We start from the raw sequence: 24,134 nt of genomic DNA, 5'->3' as shown, positions 1-24,134 counted from the left end.
CGCCGGGATGCGTTTTGCGACGAATCGAGGCGTTTCGCGCGCCGCATAGTCATTCTCTGCCAGCGCGGAACAACGAAGAGTCGGCGCGAAAGGCACCCGGCCCTGCGGGTTTGGCCGCTTTGGGCCGGAAGCCGCGTTGCCCAGCCCTTGCATAGAATGACTATGCGTCGGACTGTGCGCCTTGCTTCCGGCACAAATCGGCTCAAACGCGATCCACTCACCAAACGTCAACAGCCCCTAGAAGCCCGGCTGGCTAGCGATAAGCCGCCTGCCACTCCGCCTGCAGCTGCGCCATCAGTTCGGCTACCGGCAATTCCCGCGCCTCGGCCACGCCCTCCCCGGCCCATAGCGACATCAAGTCGCTGCGGCCGGCCTGGGCCGCGGCGGCGCGCAGGGGGCCGGTCAGGGCATTCATGACGGGATAGGCCGGCAGCTGTTCCTGACAACGCGCCATGCCCCCGATGTAACGATTGGACAGGCCGCGCGCATAGCGGCCGGAAAAAGCGCGGGTCAAGCAGGTGTCGCCGGCTTTGGCCTGCGCCAGGGCCTGCTTCCAGGTGGCCGAGATGCCGGACTCGGGGCAACGCAGAAAAGCGGTGCCGAGTTGGCAAGCCTGCGCGCCGTGCCGCATCGCCGCGGCGATCTCCCGCCCGTTCATGATGCCGCCGGCGGCGATGACCGGCAGCGGCAGATTCTGCGCCAGCTCGTACACCAAGGACAGCATGGGCCGCAGCGACTGCGGCTGCTCGCCGATGAAAGTGCCGCGATGGCCGCCAGCCTCGCGTCCCTGGGCGCACACCGCGTCGGCGCCGGCTTCCGCCCAGGCCAAACCCTCGGCCAGATTGGTCGCGGTGCCGATCACCAGGATGTTTTCGGCCTGCAGCGCGCGCACCTGTTCCGGCGTCAGGATGCCGAAAGTAAAACTGGCCACAGCCGGGCGCGCCGCCAGCAACGCCTGCCATTGCGCCTCGAACGGCTGGCAGAAGCGCTCAGGCGCCGTCGGCGCGGCCAGGCCCAGTTCCGCATGCCACGGTCGCAACATGCTGAGCACCGCCTCCAGCTCCGCCGCGCTCGGCGCAGGATCGTTCTGTATGAACAGATTGATGCCGAACGGCTGGCGCGTGCGCGCCCGGATGCGCGCCGCCTCCTGCCGGATCTGCTCCGGCGACAGCATCGCGGCGGCCAGAAAACCCAGGCCGCCGGCCTCGCAGACGGCAGACACCAGTTGCGGCGTGGTCGCGCCGCCGGCCATCGGCGCCTGTATCACCGGCAATTTCAGCTGCAATCGTTGCCACAAGACTGGTGGCATGCTGTTCTCCTTAAAGGCAACCGCAGCCAGCGCTGCGCTTACTCGCGCAGCGCCTGCTCCAGATCCGCCAGAATGTCTTCTATGTCTTCGATGCCGATGGACAAGCGCAAGCCGCCTTCCACGATGCCCAACTCCGCCTTGCGCTCGGCCGGCATGCTGCCGTGCGACATGGTGTAGCTGTGATTGACCAGCGACTCCACCCCGCCCAGCGATTCCGCCAAGGCGAACAGTTGCAGGCGCTGCGCGAAACGGTTCGCCGCTTCCCGGCTGTCGTCGCGCAGCTTGATGCTGATGATGCCGCCGTAACGCTTCATCTGCCGCTTGGCCAGCTCGTGGTCCGGATGCGCCGGCAAGCCCGGGTAGAACACCTTGGCCACCGCGGCATGGCGGCTCAGAAAATCCGCCACGCGCTCGGCGTTGTCGCAATGCCGCTCCATGCGCAAGGCCAGCGTCTTGATGCCGCGCAGCGTCAGGAAACAATCCTGCGGCCCCGGCACGGCGCCGGCCGCGTTCTGCACAAAGCGGATATCCTGATAAAGCTTGTCGTCGCTGACCGCCACCAAGCCCAACAGCACGTCGGAGTGGCCGCCCAGATATTTGGTGGCGGAGTGGACCACGATGTCGGCGCCCAAGGCCAGCGGCCGCTGCAGATACGGCGTGGCGAACGTATTATCCACCGCCACCTTTACATTATGACGATGCGCTACGGCTGACAATGCTGTGATATCGACCAGGCCCAACAGCGGATTGGTGGGCGACTCCAGCCACAGTAGCCGGGTAGCCGGCGTGATGGCGGATTCCAGCCGATGGGGATTGGACAGATCGACAAAGCGCACCTTGATGCCGGCCGGCTCCATCACCTGCGTCAGCAAGCGATAAGCGCCGCCATACAGGTCCGCCAGCGCGACGACTTCGTCGCCGGGCTTGAGGCAGCCGCGCAGCACCGCGTCTATCGCCGCCATGCCGCTGGAAAAAGCCAGCCCATGACGGGCCTCCTCCAGGCTGGCCAGGCAATCCTCCAGCGCGCTGCGCGTCGGATTCCCGCTGCGGGCATAAACGTAGGGCATCGCCTCGCCGACATGGTCGTAGGCGAATACGGAAGTCTGGTACAGCGGCGGCATTACCGAACGGTTATGTCCGGCATTGTCGTAACCGACATGGATGGCGCGCGTGGAAAATTTCACAAAAACTCCTCAAAATCATTAACTTGCATGGATCGTCCAACAATCCCACCGAAACCAACGGCAAATCATGCATTTGCCATGCCCATTGCATCGACAGTCCGCCATTTCAACGCAATTGCGAGCAAATATCGGCAATTTGAGCTGATCTACGCCAACTCGGCGCGGATTTTTACTTTACATCGACACGCTTTAGGACTATTTTGCACCGTTTCGCATTTAAACTATCGTTTGCATGAAGCTAGAACGCGTTTTTGACATACTGTCCCATCAGCTCGGGAACTACCCGCGCACCGACTGCCTGGCGGCCAAAGCCGGCAAGACGTGGCGGCAGCTGTCCACCAGCGAAGTACGGGACTCCGTCAACCGCGTCAGCCTGGGCTTGCTGGAACTGGGCATAGGCCGCGGCGACAAGGTGGCGATCGCAGCCGACAACAGCATCGAATGGGTGCTGACCGATATCGCGCTGCAACAGATCGGCGCCGTCAGCGTCCCGCTGTATCCCACCATCACCCTGGATGATGCACGCTATATCCTGACGCATGCAGAGGTCAAGCTGGCCTTCGCCGGCAGTGCTGCATTGCAACGAAAACTGTACGAGGCGCTGGGCAAGCTGTCCTGCCCGATCTACGGCCTGGCGGACATCGATGGCGTGCCGTCGTGGCGAGAGATCGCCGAATTGGCGCGCCCCGAGCGGATGGCGGAACTGGATGCTCTGCGCGGCGCCGTTCGCGCCGACGACGTCTACACCATCATTTACACCTCCGGCACCACCGGCCGCTCCAAAGGCGTCATGCTGACCCACCGCAACGTGCTGAGCACGGTGGTGGCCACCGCCGCTTTCACCGGCCTGCCGCAGGGCCGCTGCCGCGCCCTGAGTTTCCTGCCGCTGTCGCACATCTTTGAGCGCGCCGGCGTGTTCTACTACCTGTACAGTGGCACCGGTATCTATTTCAGCAGCGTGGAATGCCTGTCGTCGGCATTGGCCGACATCAAGCCGCATACCTTCAGCGCCGTGCCGCGCGTGCTGGAGAAGGTGCACGAGAAGCTGGTGGGCAAGGCTCGCGACCTGACCGGCGCCAAGCGCCGCATCTATCAATGGGCGCTGGCGCGCGCCGAGGCCTTCGAGCCGAATCGCCGCGCCTCCCCGCTGCAAGCCCTCCAGCACGCGCTGGCCGACAGACTGGTCTACAGCAAATGGCGCGCGGCGATGGGCGGCGAACTGATCTCCATCAACGTCGGCTCCGCCGCGCTGCAGCCGCGCCTGGCGCGGATGTTCTGGGCGGCCGGCATCGCGGTGGCCGAAGGCTACGGCATGACCGAAAGCTCGCCGGTGATCTCCGCCAATCCGTTCACCGCCAAGGGCGTGCGCATTGGCAGCGTCGGCCTCCCTTTGCCCGGCGTGGAAGTGCGCTTGGCCGATGACGGCGAAATTCTAGTGCGCGGCGACAACGTGATGACCGGCTACTACAAGGAACCAGAGCAAACCGCCGAGGCGCTGCGCGACGGCTGGCTGCACACCGGCGATATCGGCGTGCTGGAAAACGGCTACCTGCGCATCACCGACCGCAAGAAGGAAATGTTCAAAACCAGCAATGGCAAGTACATTGCCCCCCAGGCGCTGGAGAACAAGCTGAAGGAATCGGCCTTCATCGACCAGATCATGGTGGTCGGCGACGGTCAGAAGTATGCCGCCGCGCTGATCGTGCCCTTGTACGAGAAGTTGAAGGAATGGTGCGCCGAGCACGGCATCGCCTACACCAACGACAGCGAGATGAGCCGCCACCCCAAGGTGGTGGAGCTGATCGACCGCGAGATCAAGCGCTTCAACCGCTGCTTTGGCAGCTGGGAGCACATCAAGAAATTCTCGCTGCTGGACAAGCCCTGGTGCGTGGATGCCGGCGAACTGGCGCCGACTCTGAAACTGCGGCGCAAAGTCATCGCCGAACGTTGCCGCGCCATGATAGACGGCATGTACGGCATGCCGGAGCCGGCCTAAAGCAAAAGCCCCGAATCTCGGGGCTTTTTTCTTAATGCATCACCGCCTCAGCGCTGGTGCGCCAGATTGAGCCGATTCTCCACATGGCGCTGCAAGCGCTCGAACAACGCGCTCAGCGCCCAGTAGATGGCCGCGGCGGCCAGGTAAAGCGGCAGCGGCTGAAAGGTCTGGGCGATCACCTCTTTCGTCGCCAGCATCAGCTCGGTGACGGTGATCACCGACACCAAAGAGGTATCCTTGATCAGCGAGATCAGGCTGTTGGACAAGCTGGGCACGGACAAGCGCAGCGCCTGCGGCGCGATGATGTGGCGCATGGTCTGCCACCAGGTGAAGCCTAGCGAAAACGCCGCCTCCCACTGGCCTTTGGCCACCCCGGCGATGCCGCCGCGCAAGCTTTCCGACAGGTAGGCGGCGACGTTCAGCGTCAGCGCCAGCACGCCGGCCGGCACCGGGTCCAGCTCCAGGCCCACGCCGGGCAGGCCGTAGTAGATGACGAAAATCTGCACCAGGAGCGGCGTGCCGCGCATCGCGCTGACGTAAAACGCCGCCAGCTGCGACAGCAGCGGCACCCTGGCTACCCGCACCATCGCCACCGCAAAACCCAGCATCAGACCTAGCGCCATCGCCACCACGGCAAACAGCACGGTATGCCAAGCGCCCTTCAGCAGCACCGGCAGCGCCGCCTCGAACAGAGCCATCCAATCGCTCATGCCATCCCTTCCATAAAAGCGACGCCCCCGCTGCGCAGGGGCATCTCATCCATCCTGATCCCGCTACGGAATTACAGCTTGGCCACCGTAGGCGCCTTAGAAACATCGATGCCGAACCATTTCAGCGAGATTTTCTTGAACGTGCCATCGGCCTTCATTCCGCTCAGCGCCTGATCGATCGCCGCCTTGAATTGCGGATTGCCCTTGGCGAACGGAATCGCCATCGTCGCCACCTCCCCCACCGGGGCGCCGGCCTTCAGCGGCAGTTTAGCCTGCTTGATGGCGAACGGAATCAACAGGCTGTCGTTCAGCGCCGCGTCCAAACGACCGGTAGCCAGGTCCTGCAGGTATTCCGGCGCGCCCGGATACGTCTTCACCTGCACGCCTGCCACCGCCTTGGCCATATCCGCATAGTTGCTGCCCTGGCCGACGCCCAGCTTTTTGCCGTTCAAATCGGTCAGGCTCTTGAAGTTGCGCGTTTCGCTCTTGCGCACGATCAGCTGCGCGCTGGAATAGATATACGGCTGGCTGAAATCGAACACGGCCTTGCGCTGCGGCGTCAGCCCCACCTGGTTGACCACGATGTCGAATTTGCCGCTTTGCAGACCGGCCAACAGGCCGCTCCATTCCGCCGTGGTGAATTCCGGTTTGACCTGCATCCGGCGGGCGATCTCGCTGGCGATTTCAACGTCGAACCCGGTCAACTGCTGCTTGGCGTCCTTGAAGTTGAACGGCGGGTAAGTCCCTTCCAATGCGATTTTCAATGTGCCACGCTGTTTGACGACATCCAGCAGATCTGTGGCCATCGCGGCAGGCATGGCGAGCAGGACAAGTAAAGCAGTAAGAAGCTGTCGAATATTCATATAACAATTTTTTATTTAGAATTTAAAAAATATTAAAATGAAGAATATCAGACTTCTCTGACTTACAGCAAGCCTGCGCTCTCAAAAGAAAAACCCACTGCATGCAGTGGGTGCTATTGAAATCATCAGCCTCAGGCTTTGGCAAGCTCAGCTTGCCGCTGACGCCGCCATTGCAGGATCAGGCAAAGGCAGCTAGTTAGAATCAAACCCGCCAAGGCGCTCAGCGCAACCATCAGGCTGCGCTTGGGACTCGCCTTCTCCAATGGCGTCACCGCAGGCAGCACAACCTGCACATCCTGCGCGGCCTGCAACTCCGCCACTCGAACCTGCCGCTGCAATTCATCGGCCAAAGCGCGGTTGAAGTAGAAATCGCGCAATAACTTCAACTGCTCGCCCGGCAGCTTATACAGGCTGGAGTTGCCCTTTTCCAGCTCGGCCCGCAATTGCAGCAGATTGCCCATCAGGCTGTCTTTTTCGCCCAGCGCGTATTGCGCATCGAGCGAGGCGAAACCGATCAGGATTTGCTCGGCATTGCCATCCAGACTAAGCCGATTGCGCAAACCCATTTTCTCAATCGCGCCTGCGTCGTTCTCCAGCTCCTTGCGCGCGATGTCCAGCCGGCCGCGCAACACGAACAAACGCTTGCTTTGCTCGGTGGCATGGCTATCCAGAATCTGCTGCCGCACTATGGCTGCCAGCGCGCCGGCAATGCTTGCGGCCAGCTCTGGATCCTGATCCCGCACGCTCAGCTCCAATAAACCGTCCTTGGTAGCCGACGCTTTCACCCGATTCAGCAATTCAAGCTTGGCTTCCCTATTGCCCTCAACTCGATAGCGCTTTTGCAGATCGAAACGGTCCACCAGTCCATCCAGCGTCGTCGCGCTCTGCGCAATGGCAATCCCGCCTTGTGCGCCGACCGGCGCCGGAATCGACAACAGCGTTTTACTCTCGTATTGATTCGGCATCTGCAAGGCGATCACTCCCGCAATCACGGCAAAAACCAACATCCCGCTCAACAACCAGCGATGCCAGATACAGACAAACGCCCAAATCTGGGCCAGATCCAATTCATCTTCCCGATCTTGCAAAATATTTTCCCCAAGCTGAAGCAATCATTTTCAAGCAACTATCTTAGTTTATTATATTTCCATCTAATGCTACTTTGCAGTTCTAGCTAACCCAATCCATTTTCCTGGCTGACTTGGTAAAATAGCCGCATTTCCATGCGGCTATTTCCAATTAAATCTTACAACGATGTTTAGACATTGAACAGGAAGTTCATCACATCGCCATCCTGCACGACGTATTCCTTGCCTTCCGCCCGCATCTTGCCAGCCTCTTTGGCCTTGGCTTCGCCGCCGTAGGCGATGAAGTCTGCGTAGGCGATGGTCTGGGCGCGGATGAAGCCGCGTTCGAAGTCGGTGTGGATGACGCCGGCCGCTTGCGGCGCCGTGTCGCCGATATGGATGGTCCAGGCGCGCACTTCCTTGACGCCGGCAGTGAAGTAAGTCTGCAGGCCCAACAGCTTGTAGCCGGCGCGGATCAGCCTGTCCAGGCCAGGCTCGTCCAGGCCCAGCGTTTCCAGGAACTCGGCCTTGTCGGCGTCTTCGAGTTCGGCGATTTCAGATTCGATGGCCGCGCACAGCGCGACGACCGGCGCGCCTTCTTTGGCCGCGTATTCTTCCACCTTGGCCAGCAGCGGATTGTTGCTGAAACCGTCTTCCGCCACGTTGGCCACATACATGGCCGGCTTGATGGTCAGCAGGCACAAGGGCTTGATCAGCGCCTTTTCTTCATCGGACAGGCCCAGCGAACGCGCCGGCTTGCCTTCGTTCAGGTGCGGCACCAGCTTGTCCAGCACCGCGATCAGCGCGCGGGCGTCCTTATCGCCGGACTTGGCCTTCTTGCCCTCGCGGGTGATGGCTTTTTCCACGGCGGACAGGTCGGCCAGCGCCAGCTCGGTCAGGATGGTCTCGATGTCGGCGATCGGGTCCACCTTGCCGGCGACGTGCACGATATTGTCGTCGTCGAAGCAGCGCACCACATTGACGATGGCGTCGGTCTCGCGGATGTTGGCCAGGAACTGGTTGCCCAGACCTTCGCCCTTGGAGGCGCCGGCCACCAGGCCGGCGATGTCGACGAACTCGACGATGGCCGGCTGGATTTTCTGCGGATTGATGATCTTGGCCAGTTCGGCCAGACGATGATCCGGCACCTCGACGATGCCGACATTCGGCTCGATGGTGCAGAACGGGTAGTTGGCGGCTTCGATGCCGGCCTTGGTCAGCGCGTTGAACAGGGTGGACTTGCCGACATTGGGCAAACCGACGATACCGCATTTCAGACTCATGGCTGTCTTCCTAGAATTTCTATTTCAATCCATTATGGCGGCGGCCCGGCGGACCGCCAGCCCGCAATCACTTCGCTTCGGTGTGCAGCGCCTTCATCGCCTCGGCCATCTTGCCGGCGATGGCGCGCGGCAGTTCGCGCAAGGCGGCCAGGATGGCCTCGTCCAGCGCCTGCTGCTCCTCGGCGCGCGGCTTCTTCAACACGAAGTTGGCCACTTCTTTCTTGTCGCCAGGGTGGCCGATGCCGAGCCGCAAGCGCCAAAAGGCCGGCGAGCTGAGCCGCGCCGCGATGTCCTTCAAGCCGTTGTGGCCGCCATGGCCGCCGCCCTGCTTGAAACGGGCGACGCCAGGCGCAAGATCCAGCTCATCGTGGACCACCAGAATCTCGTCCGGCAGTATCTTGTAGAAATGGGCCAGCGCCAGCACGGCTTGGCCGGACAGATTCATATACGTCATCGGCTTCAACAGCCAGACGTCCTGACCTTCGATCTGGATTCTGGCGACGTCGCCATGAAACTTGCCTTCGTTGCGCCAGTTGCCCTTGAACTGCCAGCACAGCTCGTCCACCAGCCAGAAGCCGGCGTTGTGGCGCGTCTTTTCGTATTCGGGGCCTGGGTTGCCCAGGCCAACAATCAGGCGGATGCCGGACATGTCGTCATTCCAAATTAAAAAGCCCGCTGCCCGCCACATGGGCGCACAACGGGCTCTTCACCGTTACCGCCAGGCGGCACGGCAGCAGGGATTACACACGAGCGAAGTCGATGTGCAGCACTTGCTGTTTGTACGGGTGCATTTGGAACGCGGCAACCTTAACCTGTTCCTTCTGGCCATCGATCACCAGATCCAGCACGGAGGTGTGGAAATCTTCGTGCTTGACGGCGTGGTAGATGGTGTTGTGGTCCAGTTCCAGGGAAACGGCTTCCTTGCCAGCGCCGTATACCACGGCCGGCAGTTTGCCAGCGTGACGCAGGCGGCGGCTCGCACCCGTACCCAGATCAGCACGCTTGGCAGCAATCAGTTCGTAAGACATATCAAAACTCCAGTTTCAGATTAAAAGCACCCGGCCCGCCGCGACCAGCAGGCCCGATGTTTACGGCAGGCAAGCGCCCGTCGCAACCAGTTCCTCATTGAAGAGGTAGGACACCGATTCTTCGTTGTTGATGCGGCGCAGCGTCTCGGCCAGCAAGCCGGCGATGGAGGCCACCCGGATATTCGGGCAGGCCTTGGCCGCGGCGGTTAACGGGATGGTGTCGGTCACCACCACCATATCGATGTCGGAATTCTTGATGCGATCCACCGCCTGACCGGAGAAGATAGGGTGGGTCGCATAGGCCAGCACGCGCTCGGCGCCGCGCTCCTTCAACGCGCTGGCGGCCTTGCACAGCGTGTTGGCGGTGTCGATCATGTCGTCGACGATCAGACAGGTGCGGCCCGACACGTCGCCGATGATGTTCATCACTTCGGCCACATTGGCCTTCGGGCGGCGCTTGTCGATGATCGCCAGATCGGTATTCAGGGCCTTGGCCACCGCGCGGGCGCGGACCACGCCGCCCACGTCCGGGCTGACCACGATCAGGTCGTCGAAGCGCTGGGCGCGGATGTCCTTCAGCAACACCGGGGTGGCGTAAACGTTGTCCACCGGAATGTCGAAGAAGCCTTGAATCTGGTCGGCATGCAAATCGACGGTCAGCACGCGGTCGATGCCGGCGCTGGTCAGCATATTGGCCACCAGCTTGGCCGAGATCGGCACCCGGGCGGAACGCGGACGGCGATCCTGGCGGGCGTAGCCGAAGTAAGGAATCGCCGCGGTGATCCGGCCGGCGGAGGCGCGCTTCAGCGCGTCGGCCATCGTCAGGATTTCCATCAGATTGTCGTTGGTCGGGGCGCAGGTCGATTGCAGAATGAAAACGTCGCGGCCGCGCACGTTTTCCAGCAATTCCACCGCCACCTCGCCATCGCTGAACTTGCCGACATCGGCGCGTCCCAACGAGATATCCAAATGTTTGACTACGTTCTGAGCAAGTTCCGGATTAGCCGTACCGGTAAATACCATCAAACTGTCGTATGCCGCCATGATTCGCTTTGCCTTAGCTGGATAAAGAAAAAGCGTGTAAGGCATTCTTACACGCTTTTTTCATGCTCTCTCTTATTTGGAGAAAGTCCTGGCTGGGGAGGTAGGGATCGAACCTACGAATGCCGGAATCAAAATCCGGTGCCTTACCACTTGGCGACTCCCCAGTAACCTTATTCAGCGCTGTCGAACAGGGGATGGACGTCAAGTCCTTCAGCAACAAATCCCTGATATTTTTCCGACAACACTCGGTAAACTTTATCGGCTTCGTCTTTCGACTGAAACTCCAAGAACACACAGGCTCCGGAGCCGGTCATCAGCGGCGAACCATATTTTCTCAGTTCGCTCAGTACTTCATTCACCGCTGGAAACATTCTCGTTACAACGTCTTGCAGATCATTTCTGCGTTGCTGCGTTGTTTCGAGGCTTCGCATTATGCCGAGGCGACCAAGGCCTGTCAACATGCCCTGCGAAAAATTTCGGAATATCGCGGCGGTGGGCACATGCACCTGTGGGTGAATTACCAAATACCAGGCCGGCTTCAAAGAAACCGGCTCCAGGACCTCGCCGACGCCGGTCGCCAACGCGCTGCGGCCGAAGATGAAAACCGGCACGTCCGCGCCCAGCCGCAAGCCGAGCTGTTGCAGCCGCTCGCGCGGCCAATTCAAGCGCCACAGCCGATTCAAGGCGATCAATACCGTGGCGGCGTCGGAGCTGCCGCCGCCAAGGCCGCCACCCATCGGCGTGCGCTTTTCCAGCTTGATGCTGGCGCCCAGGGCGCAACCGCTTTCGCGCTGCAGCAGCTTGGCCGCTCGCACCGTCAGGTCCTGCTCCGGCGGCACGCCGTCGGTCGGCGTCAACAGCTCGATCTCGCCATCGTCGCGCACCGCCAGATGCAAGGTGTCGCCAAAATCGACGAAACGGAACACCGTTTCCAACAGGTGGTAGCCGTCGGGCCGCTTGCCCACCACGTGCAACAATAAATTGAGCTTGGCGGGCGCCGGGAAGGAATGAAACGCTTGCTGCATATCGGTCTTGAATCTGTATCTGAATGGGTATCTAGCGGGTGGGCGACAGAACGGCTCACTGCCAGCTCTGCACCACCACTTTGACGGTCAGGCCATCGCGCTGCATTTCCACCCGCTTGGGGTGCTGGCTATCGACATCGGCGTCGCGCACGAATTGGATGCGCCAGCCCTGCTGCTCCAGGCTGCCGTCGGCGTCGAGACGGCTGGGCAGATTCGGCGCCGGCAGGCCGCGTATCCACCATGCCAGATTGGAAAGCGGCAGCGGCCAGCCCATCACTTGCCGGGTCAGGCTTTCCACGTCGTCGGCCTGCCAGCGCTTGCCATCCGCCAACAGGACCACGCCAGCGCCGTCGCGCAGCACCTTGGCCACGGTATTGCCCAGCGGCGAGTTGATCGCCACCTCGTCGCGCGGCGGCTGATGCTGCCAGTCGAAATTGGCAACATGGCCCTTGCCGTCCAGATTGGCCGAGAGCCTGCCGCTGACGCTGAACGGCGCATCGATGGCGGCGGACGCTGACGGGGCGGCGCGGAACGGCGCTTCGCGGCTGGCGCAGGCGGTCAGCAGCGCGGCCAGCAGCGCGCAGGCCAGCCATTTCATCGCTTGGCCCCCAGCCGCCGCATGGTCTCGGTGATCACTTCATGGTCCGGGTGCGCCGCCAGTTCCTTCTCCCACAGCTGCAGCGCCTCGTCGCGCCGGCCCTGGCGCCACAGCACCTCGCCCAAGTGGGCCGCCACTTCGGGATCGGGCATGGCGTGGTAGGCTTTTTCCAGATACTTGCGCGCCGCATCCAGCTTGCCTTGCTTGTACAGCACCCAACCCATGCTGTCCTGGATCACCGCATTGTCCGGCTCCGACTTCAAGGCCTTGTCGATATAGCCATAGGCCTCATGGTAGCGGGTGGTGCGATTGGCCAGCGTGTAACCCAGCGCGTTCAGCGCCTGGGTATCGCCCGGCTTGTCCTTGAGAATCAGACGCAGATCGCGCTCGGCGTTGCCGGCATTGCCCAGCATGTCCGACACCAGCGAACGCTCGTACAACAGCTCGATGGAACGCGGTTGGCGGCGCAGCGCCTGGGTCAACAGCTCATACGCGCGTTGCGGCTGCTTGGCCTCGCGCGCCAGTTGCGACTGCAACAGCACCACCGACACTTTTTCCTGGTCCGTGCTGCCCAGCAGGCTCAAACGGCCCAAGGCTTCATCGAGCTGGCCCTCGCCAGCCTCCAGCAGCGCCAGCCGCGACTGCGCCGGCAGATACTGCTGGCCAGGCCCGACCTGGCGATACCAGTTGGCGGCGCGCGCCGCGTCGTGGTCGTCTTCGGCGATCTGGCCCAGGGTGAAGCGGACAAAATCCGGTTCCGGGTGGCGCTGCGCCAACGCATGCTCCAGGCGATCCGACGCGGTTTTCAGATCGCGCATCTGATAGGCCAGCAACCCCGTGGCGTACAACAGGTCCGGATTATCCGGATAATCTTTCAATAGCGCTTCAAACGCCGCGCGCGCCTCGACAAAGCGCTTGGCGCCGACCAGCAGCCGCGGATAAGCCATCTGCAGTTCCAGGCTGGCTTGCGGCCGACGCGCCAGTTCGCGCTGCAGGAAAACGGCCGCTTGGTTCATGTCCTGCCGCCGCAAACGATCCACCTGCCAGGCAACCGGCAAGTCCCACTGCGGGGCGATCTGGGCCAGGCGGTCGAACTCGCGGTCCACCGCGGCCTTGTCGCCATTATCCGCCGCCGCGGCCAGCACGGCGAAGCGCGCTTCCGGCAGGTTGGGATACTGGGCGGCCAGCTCGCTGACCATCTGATAGGCGCGGGCCGAGCCGCCGTCCGGCCGCGTGCTCAACCTGGCCAATTGCACGAAGATGGCCGGCGCGCGCGCGGGTTCGCGCCGCAGCAGCTCCTCGGCCAGCGGTTTGCTCTCGGACAGATCGCCGCTGCGCATCAGCGTGACGAACAACTGCTCGCGGGCCGGCAGAGAGTCGGGATCGAGTTCTATCCACAAGCGCAAGGCCGAGGCCGCCTCTTTCAACTGACCGGACAGCAGACAGAACTCGGCGGCGCGCTGCGCCAACCGCGGGTCACGCGTCTGGCGGGCAAGATCGAGATAAGTCAGGCCGGCCGAGCCGGCGGCGCCGCGCTGGGCGGCGATCTCCCCGGCCAATACGCCATAAAAGATTTCCGGCGTCAGCTCCACTTTCGGCAGCGCGGCATCCGCCGACTTGGCGGCGTCATCCGGGCTGGCGTTGTCATCGCCGGCGGCATTCTGCTGCACCGGAGGTACCGACGGCGCGTTAGGCTTGACGCTGGCGCATGCCGCCAGCAGCAGCGCCAGCAGCAATGGAAGGGTTCGTTTCAGCGGTTTCATTCGCATGGAGTCTAAGATGCCTGCTCAAAGCCTGTTGAACGCGTAGAATAGCATGTCCGGTTTTTATGTTTGCACCATTTACCGATTCGCATTGAAGACCATGCCCGAACTGCCAGAAGTCGAAACCACCCGTCGCGGCGTCGAGCCGCATCTCGCCGGCCGCACCTTGCGCGGCGCCGTCGTGCGCAACCCCTCGCTGCGCTGGCCGGTGCCGCCCGATCTTGCCGAGCGCCTCGCCGGCGAGACCGTGCTGGCGGTGCGCAGACGCGCCAAATACCTGCTGCTGGAATGCCAAAGCGGCACCTTGCTGATTCACCTAGGCATGTCCGGCAGCCTTCGGGTCATGGCGTCCGGCGCGCCGGCGCAAAAGCACGACCACGTGGACCTGCTGCTGGACGGCCAGCTGCTGCGCTATCGCGATCCGCGGCGCTTCGGCGCCATGCTGTGGCATGTCGGGCCGATCGAGCTGCACCCGCTATTGAAAGACCTGGGGCCTGAGCCCTTGTCCGACGCCTTCGACGGCGCCGCGCTGTTCGAGGCCATCCGGCGCCGCAGCAGCGCCATCAAGCTGGCCATCATGGACAATCACGTGGTGGTCGGCGTCGGCAATATCTACGCCAATGAGTCGCTGTTTTACGCCGGCATCGCACCGATGCGTCCGGCCAACTCGCTCACGCGCGCCGAATGCGACCTGCTGGCGGCAGAAATCCGCGCCGTGCTGCGGCGGGCAATCGATGCCGGCGGCAGCACCTTGCGCGATTTCGTCGACAGCGAGGGCAAGCCCGGCTACTTCCAGCAAAGCTATATGGTGTACGACCGCCAGGAGGCGCCGTGCCGCCGTTGCGGCACCCCCATCCGTCATATCCGCCAGGGACAGCGCAGCTCTTACTATTGCCCGCTGTGCCAGCCGTGATAGAGTGGCGGCCTGTCATCATTCAGACTCGAAATCTTAAAAAAACCTTGAAGTCATCCGCTACCACCTCAGTCGCCACTCGCTGCGGCCGCGTTTTGCGCCTGCTTGGCCATCTTGCCGTAGGCGTGTTCATCATCGCGACCCGCTATTCCCGGCTGGCGCAGGCCGAGCGCGCGGTCGTCACTCGCCGCTGGGCGCAGCACGCGCTGAAGATACTCGGCGTCAGCATCAAGGTTCAGGGCATCAACCCCGGCTTTTACCCGCCCAATACACTGCTGGTGGCCAATCATGTGTCCTGGCTGGACATCATCGCGCTGAACAGCTGCACCGTATCGCGCTTTGTCGCCAAACGGGAGATTCGGGATTGGCCGCTGATCGGCTGGCTGGCCTATGTCGCCGGCACGTTGTTCATTGATCGCGGCAACCGCCGCGACGCCAGCCGCGTCAATCAGATTCTGGCCGACGCGATGCAGAACGGCGGCTGCATGGCCGTATTCCCGGAAGCCACCACCTCGGATGGCAGCGGCCTGTTGCCGTTCAAGGCCTCCTTGTTCGAGGCGGCCCTGCTGGCGGGCGGCACGGTGCAGCCGGTCTCGCTGCGCTATCAGCGCCCGGATGGCAGCCTGCTGCTGGAGGCGGCCTATATCGATGAGATTTCCCTGCTGCAAAGCATGGGAAAGGTACTGTCCGTCCCCGAAATCGAGATCGAAATCTGCTACGGCAAGCCGTTGAAGGCCGGCGATGCCGGCCTGGACAACCGCTTTCTGCTGGCCGAGGCCGCCCGCGCAGAGGTTGCGCGCGGTTTGCGTTTGGCGCTGGAGGGCCCGGCCGCGACGGCTGGCCAGACCGCCAGCGAAACCGGCGTCTGAGCCAGCCCTATTTACCCGCCGCCAGCGCGACTTCCCGGTACGCCTCGCACGGGAGGGAAAACAGCTGGCGGTCGTCCAGCCGCAGCGCGGACAGGCTGCCGCCCCACAGGCAGCCGGAGTCTATCGCCAGAATATCCTCGTCCAGATGCAGGCCCAGCGCCGACCAGTGCCCGCACACAATCGGTGTGCCACCATGGCGGCGGCCCGGCGCCTCGAACCACGGCACCAGATTGGACGGCGCGCCGTCCAACTCGCCCTTGTAACTCAGATCGATCTCGCCATCGCGGGTCAAAAAACGCATGCGGGTCATCACGTTGACGATGATGCGCAGCCGGTCCACGCCTTTCAGATCGTCGCTCCAGCGCGTCGGCTTGTTGCCGTACAGGCGGCCCAGGAATTCCCGATATCGATTGCTGGCCAGGCCGAACTCCACTTCCTCGGCCAAACGCAGCGCCTTGGAAATGGTCCACTCCGGCAGCAAGCCCGCGTGCACCATGGCATAGCCATGCCCCTCCAGCATCAGCGGCTGGCAGCGCAGCCAGTCCAGCAGGACCTTGCCATCAGCGGCGTTCAGAATATCCTCGATGGTGTCGTCGCGATGCAGCTTGCCGAACCCCTCCGACACCGCCAGCAGATGCAGGTCATGATTGCCCAGCACCATCTCCACATGATCCTGGTGGTGGAATACCCAGCGCAGCACATCCAACGACTGCGGGCCGCGATTGACCAAGTCGCCGGTCAACCACAAGGTGTCTTTGCCAGGATTGAAATCGATCAGGCGCAGCAGCTTCTGAAAAGGAGCGAAGCAACCCTGGATATCGCCGATTGCATAGATGGCCATTATTATTTCCTTGTGAAGCGGATCGAGGACGATCCCATCCGCGTTTAAGCCATGATACCCCATGCTACAATGCACGGCCTCGATTACCGAATTGCTACGCCCGTCCGGGCCATACCGCCATGTCCGCTCCCCTGCTCAACCCGCCGCAACGCGCGGCCATTCATTACCTAGACGGCCCGCTGCTGGTGCTGGCGGGCGCGGGCTCCGGCAAGACCCGGGTCATCACCTACAAGATCGCGCATCTGGTTCGGCAGGGCGGCATCCCGGCGCGGCACATCGCGGCCATCACCTTCACCAACAAGGCGGCGCGCGAGATGCTGGAACGCGTGGGCAAGCTGATGACCTCGGCCGAGATCCGCGGCATCACCGTCTCCACCTTCCACTCACTGGGGATGCACATTCTCAGACAGGAGGCGCCACATCTCGGTTATAAGCCGCAATTCTCCATTTTGGACTCCTACGATGCCGGCAAGATCATCGCCGACATCCTGAACACCACGTCCAAGGACGAGATCCGCAAGGTGCAGAGCCAGATCTCGCTATGGAAGAACGACCTGAAAACGCCGGACGACATGCTGCTGGCGGCTCAAGACCAGTGGGAAAGCGTTTGCGCCAAGACTTATCTCGCCTACCAGGACACATTGACGGCTTATCAGGCGATGGACTTCGACGACCTGATCCGGCTGCCGGTGCAGCTGTTCCGCGAACATCCGGAAGTGCTGCTCAAATGGCAGGGCAAGCTGCGCTACCTGCTGATCGACGAATACCAGGACACCAACACCTGCCAATACCAGCTGGTGAAGTTGCTGACCGGCGTGCGCGGCCTGTTTACCGCGGTAGGAGACGACGACCAGTCCATCTACGCCTGGCGCGGCGCCAATATGGAAAACCTGCGCCTGTTGCAGCAGGACTTCCCGCAGCTCAAGGTGATCAAGCTGGAGCAGAACTACCGCTCCACGGCCCGCATCCTGCGCGCCGCCAACAGCGTGATCTCCAACAATCCGAAATTGTTCGAGAAGCAGCTGTGGAGCGAACTGGGCCTGGGCGAACCGATACACGTGGTGCAGTGCAAGGACGAGGAGCACGAGGCGGAGACCGTGGTGCAGAAGCTGCTGGCGCATAAGTTCGAGCACCGCACCGACTTCAAGGACTACGCCATCCTGTACCGCGGCAATTATCAGGCGCGGATTTTCGAGCAGGCGCTGCGCAATCAGCGCATCCCGTACCAGATGGCCGGCGGCCAGAGCTTCTTCGACAAGCCGGAGATCAAGGACCTGCTGGCGTATATGCGCCTGATCACCAACCCGGACGACGACCCGGCCTTCATCCGCGCCATCACCACCCCCAAGCGCGGCGTCGGGGCCGGCACCCTGGAAAAACTGGGCGCCTGGTCCGGCCAATACGGCAAGAGCCTGTTCGGCGCCGCCCATGACGGAGGCCTGCGGGTGCAGATTCAAGCCGCGCAATTGGCCCCGCTGGAACAGTTTTGCGACTTCATCACCCAGCTTCAATACCGCGCCACCCGCGAGGAAGCCGGCAAGCTCGCACTGGAACTGCTGCAGGCCATCGGTTACGAAGCCTGGCTGTACGACAGCGAGGACAGTCCGAAGATTGCCGAGACCAAGTGGAAAAACCTGCTGGAGATGGTGGCCTGGCTGGCGCGCAAGGGCAGCGACGATGGCAAGAACCTGATCGAACTGACCCAGACCATCGCGTTGATCACCATGCTGGAAGGCCGCGACGAAGGCGAGGTCGACGCGGTAAGAATGTCCACCCTGCACGCCTCCAAGGGTTTGGAATACCCTCACGTGTTCCTGGTCGGCTGCGAGGAAGGCATCCTGCCGCATAGCGAGTCGGTAGAGAACGGCATGGTGGAGGAGGAGCGGCGGCTGATGTACGTCGGCATCACGCGCGCCCAGCGCAGCCTGACGCTGAGCTATTGCGTGAAGCGCCGCCGCGCAGGCGAATGGCAATTCATCGAGCCGTCCCGCTTCATCAGCGAGATAGACGGCGACGACTTGCGCCATTTCGGCAAGCCCGGCGCGGAACCGCTGGTCAGCAAGACGGAAGGCAAGTCGCGGCTGGCCAATCTGACGGCCATGCTGGCCGGCAAGGACAAGTCCGGCGATCCGCCGCAGAATTGAGCGGGCAAGAAAAATGGCGCCGCGAGGCGCCATAAAGAAGAATGAGGAACATCTCTGGGTGAAGCGAGGCTGGGGAACCTCACCTGACTTGCAAGCTTGACTGGCCTACCCGTCAATCAGATGTGCCCATGATGCCTGAAGTGGCCTGCGCTGCCACCTGTCCTTTCTATCCGGTCACATCTATTGACTTTTTGACGCAATGCAATATCCATAAAAAACGCCCCAGGCTTGCACCATGGGGCGCTTTTATTACTGCTATCAATTATTTTGAATTATTGACCATATACTCGACTGCGGCCCGGAATTCCGCATCGCTGCCGGTATAACCGCCTTTGGGCGGCATGGCGTTCAACCCCTTGGTGGCGATCTTCACCACTTCGTCCAGGCCCGGCTTCAGGCGTTCGGCCCAAGCTGCCTTATCGCCGAATTTAGGCGCGTTGGCTACGCCGGCCGCGTGGCAGGCCACGCATACGCTTTCATAGATCTTCTTGCCCACCACGGCGGGATCGGCCGCCGCTGCCGCGCCGGCTGCGCCGCCAACCGGCGGCTCGGTGAATTTGGCGCCGCCGGCATTGCCCATATAGGCCACCGCGCGCTTCACTTCGTCGTCGGTCAAGTCCGGCGAACCACCCTTGGCCGGCATCGCGTTGAAACCGTGCAAAGCATGGTTCACCAGCGTATCCCACCCCTTGGCGATGCGCGGCGCCCAAGCACCAGCGTCGCCGAACTTGGGCGAGCCCGCCAGCCCCGTGCCGTGACAGGAAATGCAAAGACCCTTGTAGACTTGCTCGCCGGTGCGCATGCCCGGCGGCGCGTCGCTGGCCTTGGACTCGCCCACCGGCTTCAGGCGGGCCGCGACGGCTTCCTTGGTCATCACCTCGGCATCCACATTGAATCCACTGGTGGCCAGCTTGGCCAGAAGCCAAATCGCCACGACAAGAAAGACAACGACGCTGACCAGAACCTTTACGATCTGATCGGGGGCCATTCCGTTCTCATTACTCATCCCAAGCCTCGCCTGAAAAAATGACATTTAAAACCTGTCGATTATAAAGTATGCAGGTGCGCAAGGCAAAAAACCATACTCTGGACTCGGATTAGTTTTCTGTTGTATGATGCTTACCTTGAGTGCGATCGCACAAAGCACCCGTAGCTCAGTTGGATAGAGTGTCAGTTTCCGAAGCTGAAGGTCACAGGTTCGATCCCTGTCGGGTGCGCCAAAGAAATCAAGGGCTTGCAGCTTCACGCTGCGGGCCTTTTTTGTTTTTTATCCCGCTATTTTTCTGAATTACCGTAAATAGAACGGGGCTATAAAAAACATGCCATCCGGCAACCGCCGCCGCAATCCCGCAACATTCCACCGCCCAGCCAAGTGTTTTTTTGCGCGTCAAATTTGATATAGATCATTTCGGCGCCGAATTTCACCGGATGCGATGCCATCGTTCTGTCTCAGCCAAACAAGCCCTGCCTCATGGCCAGCAACAGCGGAACCAGTGACAGGCTATCCGGAATTTCATTGCGCGCGATCATTTCCATCACCTCGTCCCCATCAAACCAGCCCGTTTCCAACACTTCATTGCCGTCGATCTGCTCGCAGCGACGCTCCGTCCGCTCCGCCAGGAAAATCTCGAACAATTGATTGCTGCTGCCATATGTCGGATAAAAGGCGATCAATGGCCGCAGCGCCAGCGCGGCATGGCCGGTCTCCTCCAGCAGCTCGCGCCCCGCGGCAGCAAGAGACGCCTCGCCGACATCTACGCTGCCGGCGGGAATCGCCCAGACTTCGCGATCGATCAAGACACGATACTGGCGCACCAGCAGCGCTTTCCCCGCATTCAAAGCCAAGACGCCCACTGCGGAGCGGTCATACTGCGCGGAGAAATAGCGAATCAAGCTGCCATCCGGCAAGCGGATCTGGCGCCGCCACACCTGAAACCAGGGATTCGCATGCTCCACGCTGACATCCAGCACCTCCCAAACCGCATTGGCCATCGCGTTGTCCTTTACACATAAAAAACCCCTACCCACAGGCAGGGGTTGGCGCGATCACCCCATCAACGACACGCTGTCGTTCTCGTCGTCATCTTCCTCGCCAAGGAAGCCTCCGCTCTGATGGGCCCACAATCTGGCATACAAGCCGCCATGCGACAGCAATTGCTGGTGGGTGCCCTGCTCCACCACCTGGCCGCGGTCCAGCACGATCAACCGGTCCATCGCCGCGATGGTGGACAGCCGGTGGGCGATAGCCACCACGGTCTTTCCTTCCATCAGACGGTACAGACTGCTCTGGATCGCCGCTTCCACTTCAGAGTCCAGCGCGCTGGTCGCCTCGTCCAGCAGCAGTATAGGCGCGTCCTTCAACATCACGCGCGCGATGGCGATGCGCTGGCGCTGGCCGCCGGACAATTTGACGCCGCGCTCGCCGACGTGGGCATCGTAGCCGGTGCGGCCCTTCGGGTCGCTCAGGGTGCGGATGAATTCGTCCGCCTCGGCCTTACGCGCCGCCGCGATCATGTCCTCGTCGCCAGCATCCGGCCGACCATACAGCAGGTTCTCCCGCACCGAGCGGTGCAGCAGCGAAGTATCCTGCGTCACCATGCCCACGTTGGCGCGCAGGCTATCCTGCGTGACGCCGGCGATATCCTGGCCATCGATCAGGATGCGGCCGCCGTCCAGGTCGTAGAAGCGCAGCAGCAGGTTGACGATGGTGGACTTGCCGGCGCCGGAGCGGCCGACCAGGCCGATCTTCTCGCCCGGGCGTATCGTCAGGTCCAGACCGGAAATCACCTGCTTGGCGCCGCCATAGGAGAAGTCCACGTTCTCGAAACGGATCTCGCCGCGCGGCACCTCCAGCTTGGCCGCATCGGGCTTGTCCAGCACCGTGACGCGGCGCGACAGCGTGGTGATGCCATCCTGCACCGTGCCGATGTTTTCAAACAGGCTGGACATTTCCCACATGATCCAGTGCGAAATGCCGTTCAGGCGCAGCGCCATCGCAATCGCCGCCGCCACCGCGCCGTAGCTGACTTCGCCGCGGCTCCACAGCCACAGCGCCGATCCTGCGGTCAGCCCGACCAGCAGCATGCTGGTCAACTGATTGACGATCTCGAAGCCGCTGACCAGGCGCATCTGGCGATAGGCCGTGGCCAGAAACTCCTGCATCGCGCCCTTGGCGAAGCGCGCCTCGCGCTGGCCATGCGAAAACAGTTTGACGGTGGCGATATTGGTATAGGCGTCGGTGATGCGGCCGGTCATCAGGCTGCGCGCGTCTGCCTGCTGAGTCGCGGCTTTGCCCAGGCGCGGCACGAAGAACCATAGCGTGGCGACGTACAGCGCGAGCCAAGCCAGGAAAGGCAGCAGCAGATAGAGGTCGAAATGTCCCAGCACCGCGATCATGGTGACAAAGTAAATCACCACAAACACCATGATGTCGGTGAGGATGAGCACCGTGTCGCGCACCGCCAGCGAGGTTTGCATCACCTTGGCCGAGACCCGGCCGGCGAATTCGTCCTGATAAAAGCTCAGGCTCTGGCCCAGCAAGTGGCGGTGGAAATTCCAGCGCAAGCGCATCGGAAAATTGGAAAACAGGCCCTGGTATTTGCACATCGCCTGCAAGGCAACCAACGCGACGCTGCCCAGCAGGATGCCGCCGAGCAAAAACAGATGGCCGCGTTCGCGCTGCCACAGTTGATCCGCCGGCGTCTTGGCCAGCCAATCGACCACCGAGCCCATCATCGAAAACAGCAGCGCTTCGAAGGCGCCGATGCAGGCAGTCAGCAGCGTCATGCACAGGATCAGACCGCGCAGGCCTTTGGTGCAGAACCAGATAAAGGAAAAAAAGCCCTGAGGAGGTTGGGCAGGGGGCGTGTCCGGATACGGCGACACTCGGCGTTCAAACCAGCCAAACATAAAGATCGCTCCGCTCTCCGCCGCCGGGGAGGCGCGCGGACAATGGGTTTAAGGGAGCGATGACGGTAGCGTATCCTGCGACAAGATGCAACGGGAAAGTTGTAAGAATACAGTCCGCGCCGAACTACTCGATCCACTCCTGTTTGATGTAGACCTCTTCCAGCTTTTCGGTCTTGCGCGTCTTCACGTCCACGCGATGCACTTCCGCGCGCACATTGCCCCTATACACACGCAGCATCAACTCAGCTGCTTGACGCGCCTGCTCCTGAGTCGGATGCAACGGCCCCTTGTCGTCGATGCCGAAGTGCGGCGAAATCAATTTCAACCGGTACATTTTTATTATCTCTGTCGAAACGGCGTTTATTGAATTTTTATACTGATTGGATTTCCTCTCGGCAATATTAACATGAGTTAAGCTGAGCGCTCACCCTAATGCGCAACCCATCTCAAACTTTTACACAGCATCATATGGCGCTGACAAAACCACTTAAAATCACAATATTCCAATATTGAAACACTCATCATAAAATGATGAAAAATCATACCGCATCGGCTCATCTCAAAAAGAAACCCGGCATTGCCGGGCTTTTTCATTCACGCAAGCGGGACGCGATAAGCTGGACTCAGGCCAGCACCGCCTCATCCTGGCCCATGGCATGCCGAATACGCGCCAGCGCGTCGGCCACCAACGGATTGGCCTGCTGCCAATAGCCCAAGCGGCACAGGCAATCCATGCTGACCAGGGCGGCATCGATCATGAAGCGCTCCGCCACCAGCAGCTGTTCCACCTCCTCCAGCGGCAGCAGCAAGTGCTCCGCCACCTCGCCGTCCTGACAACAGGGCGACTGCCCCAGCGGCAGCCACAAATCGTAGGCATACAGCCATTCGCGATGCAGACCGCGCTGCACTGGGCGCTGGGCCAGCAGCAGTGCGGATGGCTTGAGCCCTTGCAGCGACTCGCGCGCGATGCCGGCCTCTTCCCAGCCCTCGCGCTCCAGCGCCAGCTCCAGCGTCTCGCCAGCCGCCACGCCGCCGCCAACCAGATTGTCCATCCGGTTCGGGTCCACGGCCTTATGCGGGCTGCGCCGGCCGACCCACATCCGAACCTCTCCGTCCGCCATGCGGCACAAGCCGTTGATATGAACCGCGCGGCTGGTCAAACCCAGCGGCCGGAAGGCGGCGCGTTCCAGCTCGAAAAAGGGCGTGCCGTCCTGACGGAAGGCGGTAAAGTTTTCGTTGCGCCAGCCGTTCAGCCAGCCGGCCTGCTGCCAGCGCCGCGCCGCCAAGGCCAGCGCATGGCTGATGCTGCGGTAACTGCCGTCCAGCCGGCAACAGACGCCAAGGTAATTCTCTTCGAACAGGGCTGACTCATGCTGCAGCAAGCGCGCCTTCCATTGCGCGTTGACGCAACCCATGCGTTCGGTGCCGACGAATAGCGGCGTGAACTGTTGGGAATCGAATCGGCTGATCTTATCCAGATAGCCCAGAACGGCATCCACCTGCATGAACACTCTCCCCCTGCATTTTTTCGGGAAGGCTGCATCTTAGGATGTCTACCGGCGCTTGACTATTCTTCCTCGCACTATGG

Annotated in this window: 22 protein-coding genes and 2 tRNA genes; 5 read left to right on the top strand and 19 right to left on the bottom strand. The window is 61.7% G+C overall.

Features of this window, described 5'->3' with window-relative positions; genetic code table 11:
- Nucleotides 1-253 precede the first annotated feature (253 nt).
- Together QUG01_RS11135 and QUG01_RS11130 are read right to left on the bottom strand one after the other, a co-directional pair.
- Nucleotides 254-1,309 carry an NAD(P)H-dependent flavin oxidoreductase gene (locus QUG01_RS11135; protein ID WP_500830205.1) on the bottom strand — a complete coding sequence of 352 codons (1,056 nt, stop codon included), beginning with the start codon at nucleotides 1,307-1,309 and terminating at the stop codon, nucleotides 254-256.
- Nucleotides 1,310-1,347: 38 nt separating this feature from the next.
- Nucleotides 1,348-2,493: a trans-sulfuration enzyme family protein gene (locus QUG01_RS11130; protein WP_500830204.1), complete on the bottom strand. Its 1,146-nt coding sequence runs from the start codon at nucleotides 2,491-2,493 to the stop codon at nucleotides 1,348-1,350.
- A 232-nt stretch (nucleotides 2,494-2,725) separates the two neighbouring features.
- On the opposite strand from QUG01_RS11130, the gene QUG01_RS11125 reads away from it, so the two are divergent.
- Nucleotides 2,726-4,489 (top strand): AMP-dependent synthetase/ligase, encoded by a 1,764-nt coding sequence (locus tag QUG01_RS11125; RefSeq protein ID WP_500830203.1) that lies wholly within the window; start codon nucleotides 2,726-2,728, stop codon nucleotides 4,487-4,489.
- A 47-nt stretch (nucleotides 4,490-4,536) separates the two neighbouring features.
- Here the strand turns inward: QUG01_RS11125 and QUG01_RS11120 are convergent, their stop codons facing one another.
- The 11 genes from QUG01_RS11120 to QUG01_RS11070 form a co-directional block, all read right to left on the bottom strand.
- Nucleotides 4,537-5,199 (bottom strand): amino acid ABC transporter permease, encoded by a 663-nt coding sequence (locus tag QUG01_RS11120; protein WP_500830202.1) that lies wholly within the window; start codon nucleotides 5,197-5,199, stop codon nucleotides 4,537-4,539.
- A gap of 71 nt (nucleotides 5,200-5,270) precedes the next feature.
- The gene (locus QUG01_RS11115) at nucleotides 5,271-5,963 is read right to left on the bottom strand and encodes a transporter substrate-binding domain-containing protein (protein WP_500830201.1); all 693 of its coding nucleotides are present in this window, start codon (nucleotides 5,961-5,963) and stop codon (nucleotides 5,271-5,273) included.
- A gap of 230 nt (nucleotides 5,964-6,193) precedes the next feature.
- Nucleotides 6,194-7,054, bottom strand: a complete 861-nt coding sequence (locus tag QUG01_RS11110) for a GNVR domain-containing protein (protein WP_500830200.1) — start codon at nucleotides 7,052-7,054, stop codon at nucleotides 6,194-6,196.
- A 266-nt stretch (nucleotides 7,055-7,320) separates the two neighbouring features.
- Nucleotides 7,321-8,412 (bottom strand): redox-regulated ATPase YchF, encoded by a 1,092-nt coding sequence (ychF, locus tag QUG01_RS11105; protein WP_500830199.1) that lies wholly within the window; start codon nucleotides 8,410-8,412, stop codon nucleotides 7,321-7,323.
- 67 nt (nucleotides 8,413-8,479) lie between these two features.
- Complete coding sequence (gene pth / locus QUG01_RS11100; protein ID WP_500830198.1) at nucleotides 8,480-9,061, bottom strand: aminoacyl-tRNA hydrolase; 582 nt, start codon at nucleotides 9,059-9,061, stop codon at nucleotides 8,480-8,482.
- A gap of 91 nt (nucleotides 9,062-9,152) precedes the next feature.
- Nucleotides 9,153-9,440 (bottom strand): 50S ribosomal protein L25, encoded by a 288-nt coding sequence (rplY, locus tag QUG01_RS11095; RefSeq protein ID WP_103319616.1) that lies wholly within the window; start codon nucleotides 9,438-9,440, stop codon nucleotides 9,153-9,155.
- Nucleotides 9,441-9,500: 60 nt separating this feature from the next.
- Nucleotides 9,501-10,484 carry a ribose-phosphate pyrophosphokinase gene (locus tag QUG01_RS11090; protein WP_021478224.1) on the bottom strand — a complete coding sequence of 328 codons (984 nt, stop codon included), beginning with the start codon at nucleotides 10,482-10,484 and terminating at the stop codon, nucleotides 9,501-9,503.
- 89 nt (nucleotides 10,485-10,573) lie between these two features.
- Nucleotides 10,574-10,648: transfer RNA gene (locus QUG01_RS11085), tRNA-Gln, on the bottom strand.
- A 6-nt stretch (nucleotides 10,649-10,654) separates the two neighbouring features.
- Nucleotides 10,655-11,509, bottom strand: a complete 855-nt coding sequence (gene ispE, locus QUG01_RS11080) for a 4-(cytidine 5'-diphospho)-2-C-methyl-D-erythritol kinase (RefSeq protein WP_500830197.1) — start codon at nucleotides 11,507-11,509, stop codon at nucleotides 10,655-10,657.
- 55 nt (nucleotides 11,510-11,564) lie between these two features.
- Entirely contained in the window at nucleotides 11,565-12,107 is a 543-nt protein-coding gene (lolB, locus tag QUG01_RS11075; RefSeq protein WP_500830196.1) for a lipoprotein insertase outer membrane protein LolB, read from the bottom strand.
- Nucleotides 12,104-13,876, bottom strand: a complete 1,773-nt coding sequence (locus QUG01_RS11070) for a tetratricopeptide repeat protein (RefSeq protein WP_500830195.1) — start codon at nucleotides 13,874-13,876, stop codon at nucleotides 12,104-12,106. The genes lolB and QUG01_RS11070 overlap by 4 nt, the downstream gene beginning before the upstream one ends.
- Before the next feature lie 94 nt (nucleotides 13,877-13,970).
- Here QUG01_RS11070 and mutM point away from each other — a divergent pair, with 94 nt between their 5' ends.
- Nucleotides 13,971-14,783 (top strand): bifunctional DNA-formamidopyrimidine glycosylase/DNA-(apurinic or apyrimidinic site) lyase, encoded by an 813-nt coding sequence (gene mutM / locus QUG01_RS11065; protein WP_500830194.1) that lies wholly within the window; start codon nucleotides 13,971-13,973, stop codon nucleotides 14,781-14,783.
- A 47-nt stretch (nucleotides 14,784-14,830) separates the two neighbouring features.
- Complete coding sequence (locus QUG01_RS11060) at nucleotides 14,831-15,652, top strand: lysophospholipid acyltransferase family protein (RefSeq protein ID WP_500830193.1); 822 nt, start codon at nucleotides 14,831-14,833, stop codon at nucleotides 15,650-15,652.
- Between the two features lie 7 nt (nucleotides 15,653-15,659).
- Here the strand turns inward: QUG01_RS11060 and QUG01_RS11055 are convergent, their stop codons facing one another.
- Nucleotides 15,660-16,493, bottom strand: a complete 834-nt coding sequence (locus QUG01_RS11055; protein ID WP_500830192.1) for a symmetrical bis(5'-nucleosyl)-tetraphosphatase — start codon at nucleotides 16,491-16,493, stop codon at nucleotides 15,660-15,662.
- 119 nt (nucleotides 16,494-16,612) lie between these two features.
- Between QUG01_RS11055 and QUG01_RS11050 the strand changes: the two genes are divergently transcribed.
- Entirely contained in the window at nucleotides 16,613-18,637 is a 2,025-nt protein-coding gene (locus tag QUG01_RS11050; RefSeq protein ID WP_500830191.1) for a UvrD-helicase domain-containing protein, read from the top strand.
- A gap of 262 nt (nucleotides 18,638-18,899) precedes the next feature.
- Here the strand turns inward: QUG01_RS11050 and QUG01_RS11045 are convergent, their stop codons facing one another.
- On the bottom strand, nucleotides 18,900-19,625 hold the full coding sequence (locus QUG01_RS11045; protein WP_500830190.1) for a c-type cytochrome: 726 nt from the start codon (nucleotides 19,623-19,625) through the stop codon (nucleotides 18,900-18,902).
- Nucleotides 19,626-19,780: 155 nt separating this feature from the next.
- On the opposite strand from QUG01_RS11045, the gene QUG01_RS11040 reads away from it, so the two are divergent.
- Nucleotides 19,781-19,857: transfer RNA gene (locus QUG01_RS11040), tRNA-Arg, on the top strand.
- Between the two features lie 229 nt (nucleotides 19,858-20,086).
- On the opposite strand, the gene QUG01_RS11035 is transcribed toward QUG01_RS11040, so the two are convergent.
- The 4 genes from QUG01_RS11035 to QUG01_RS11020 form a co-directional block, all read right to left on the bottom strand.
- Nucleotides 20,087-20,629 carry an NUDIX hydrolase gene (locus QUG01_RS11035; protein WP_500830189.1) on the bottom strand — a complete coding sequence of 181 codons (543 nt, stop codon included), beginning with the start codon at nucleotides 20,627-20,629 and terminating at the stop codon, nucleotides 20,087-20,089.
- A 54-nt stretch (nucleotides 20,630-20,683) separates the two neighbouring features.
- The gene (locus QUG01_RS11030) at nucleotides 20,684-22,546 is read right to left on the bottom strand and encodes an ABC transporter ATP-binding protein (RefSeq protein ID WP_500830188.1); all 1,863 of its coding nucleotides are present in this window, start codon (nucleotides 22,544-22,546) and stop codon (nucleotides 20,684-20,686) included.
- A 124-nt stretch (nucleotides 22,547-22,670) separates the two neighbouring features.
- Entirely contained in the window at nucleotides 22,671-22,880 is a 210-nt protein-coding gene (locus QUG01_RS11025; protein WP_043623136.1) for a hypothetical protein, read from the bottom strand.
- A 289-nt stretch (nucleotides 22,881-23,169) separates the two neighbouring features.
- Nucleotides 23,170-24,051, bottom strand: coding sequence for an NUDIX hydrolase (locus QUG01_RS11020; RefSeq protein WP_500830187.1), 882 nt, complete (start codon nucleotides 24,049-24,051; stop codon nucleotides 23,170-23,172).
- Nucleotides 24,052-24,134 lie beyond the last annotated feature (83 nt).

This window comes from Chromobacterium sp. CCUG 76385 (assembly GCF_059916625.1).
The sequence above is the reverse complement of the archived record's forward strand: the minus strand, read 5'-3'. Positions and strand labels throughout refer to the sequence as shown.

Excerpts from the sequence above, each read along its gene's own strand:
- QUG01_RS11135 (WP_500830205.1), bottom strand. The coding sequence starts at position 1,309 with ATGCCACCAGTCTTGTGGCAACGATTGCAGCTGAAATTGCCGGTGATA.
- QUG01_RS11125 (WP_500830203.1), top strand. The coding sequence starts at position 2,726 with ATGAAGCTAGAACGCGTTTTTGACATACTGTCCCATCAGCTCGGGAAC.
- QUG01_RS11120 (WP_500830202.1), bottom strand. The coding sequence starts at position 5,199 with ATGAGCGATTGGATGGCTCTGTTCGAGGCGGCGCTGCCGGTGCTGCTG.
- ychF (WP_500830199.1), bottom strand. The coding sequence starts at position 8,412 with ATGAGTCTGAAATGCGGTATCGTCGGTTTGCCCAATGTCGGCAAGTCC.
- pth (WP_500830198.1), bottom strand. The coding sequence starts at position 9,061 with ATGTCCGGCATCCGCCTGATTGTTGGCCTGGGCAACCCAGGCCCCGAA.
- rplY (WP_103319616.1), bottom strand. The coding sequence starts at position 9,440 with ATGTCTTACGAACTGATTGCTGCCAAGCGTGCTGATCTGGGTACGGGT.
- QUG01_RS11090 (WP_021478224.1), bottom strand. The coding sequence starts at position 10,484 with ATGGCGGCATACGACAGTTTGATGGTATTTACCGGTACGGCTAATCCG.
- ispE (WP_500830197.1), bottom strand. The coding sequence starts at position 11,509 with ATGCAGCAAGCGTTTCATTCCTTCCCGGCGCCCGCCAAGCTCAATTTA.
- lolB (WP_500830196.1), bottom strand. The coding sequence starts at position 12,107 with ATGAAATGGCTGGCCTGCGCGCTGCTGGCCGCGCTGCTGACCGCCTGC.
- QUG01_RS11070 (WP_500830195.1), bottom strand. The coding sequence starts at position 13,876 with ATGCGAATGAAACCGCTGAAACGAACCCTTCCATTGCTGCTGGCGCTG.
- mutM (WP_500830194.1), top strand. The coding sequence starts at position 13,971 with ATGCCCGAACTGCCAGAAGTCGAAACCACCCGTCGCGGCGTCGAGCCG.
- QUG01_RS11055 (WP_500830192.1), bottom strand. The coding sequence starts at position 16,493 with ATGGCCATCTATGCAATCGGCGATATCCAGGGTTGCTTCGCTCCTTTT.
- QUG01_RS11050 (WP_500830191.1), top strand. The coding sequence starts at position 16,613 with ATGTCCGCTCCCCTGCTCAACCCGCCGCAACGCGCGGCCATTCATTAC.
- QUG01_RS11045 (WP_500830190.1), bottom strand. The coding sequence starts at position 19,625 with ATGGCCCCCGATCAGATCGTAAAGGTTCTGGTCAGCGTCGTTGTCTTT.
- QUG01_RS11035 (WP_500830189.1), bottom strand. The coding sequence starts at position 20,629 with ATGGCCAATGCGGTTTGGGAGGTGCTGGATGTCAGCGTGGAGCATGCG.
- QUG01_RS11030 (WP_500830188.1), bottom strand. The coding sequence starts at position 22,546 with ATGTTTGGCTGGTTTGAACGCCGAGTGTCGCCGTATCCGGACACGCCC.
- QUG01_RS11025 (WP_043623136.1), bottom strand. The coding sequence starts at position 22,880 with ATGTACCGGTTGAAATTGATTTCGCCGCACTTCGGCATCGACGACAAG.
- QUG01_RS11020 (WP_500830187.1), bottom strand. The coding sequence starts at position 24,051 with ATGCAGGTGGATGCCGTTCTGGGCTATCTGGATAAGATCAGCCGATTC.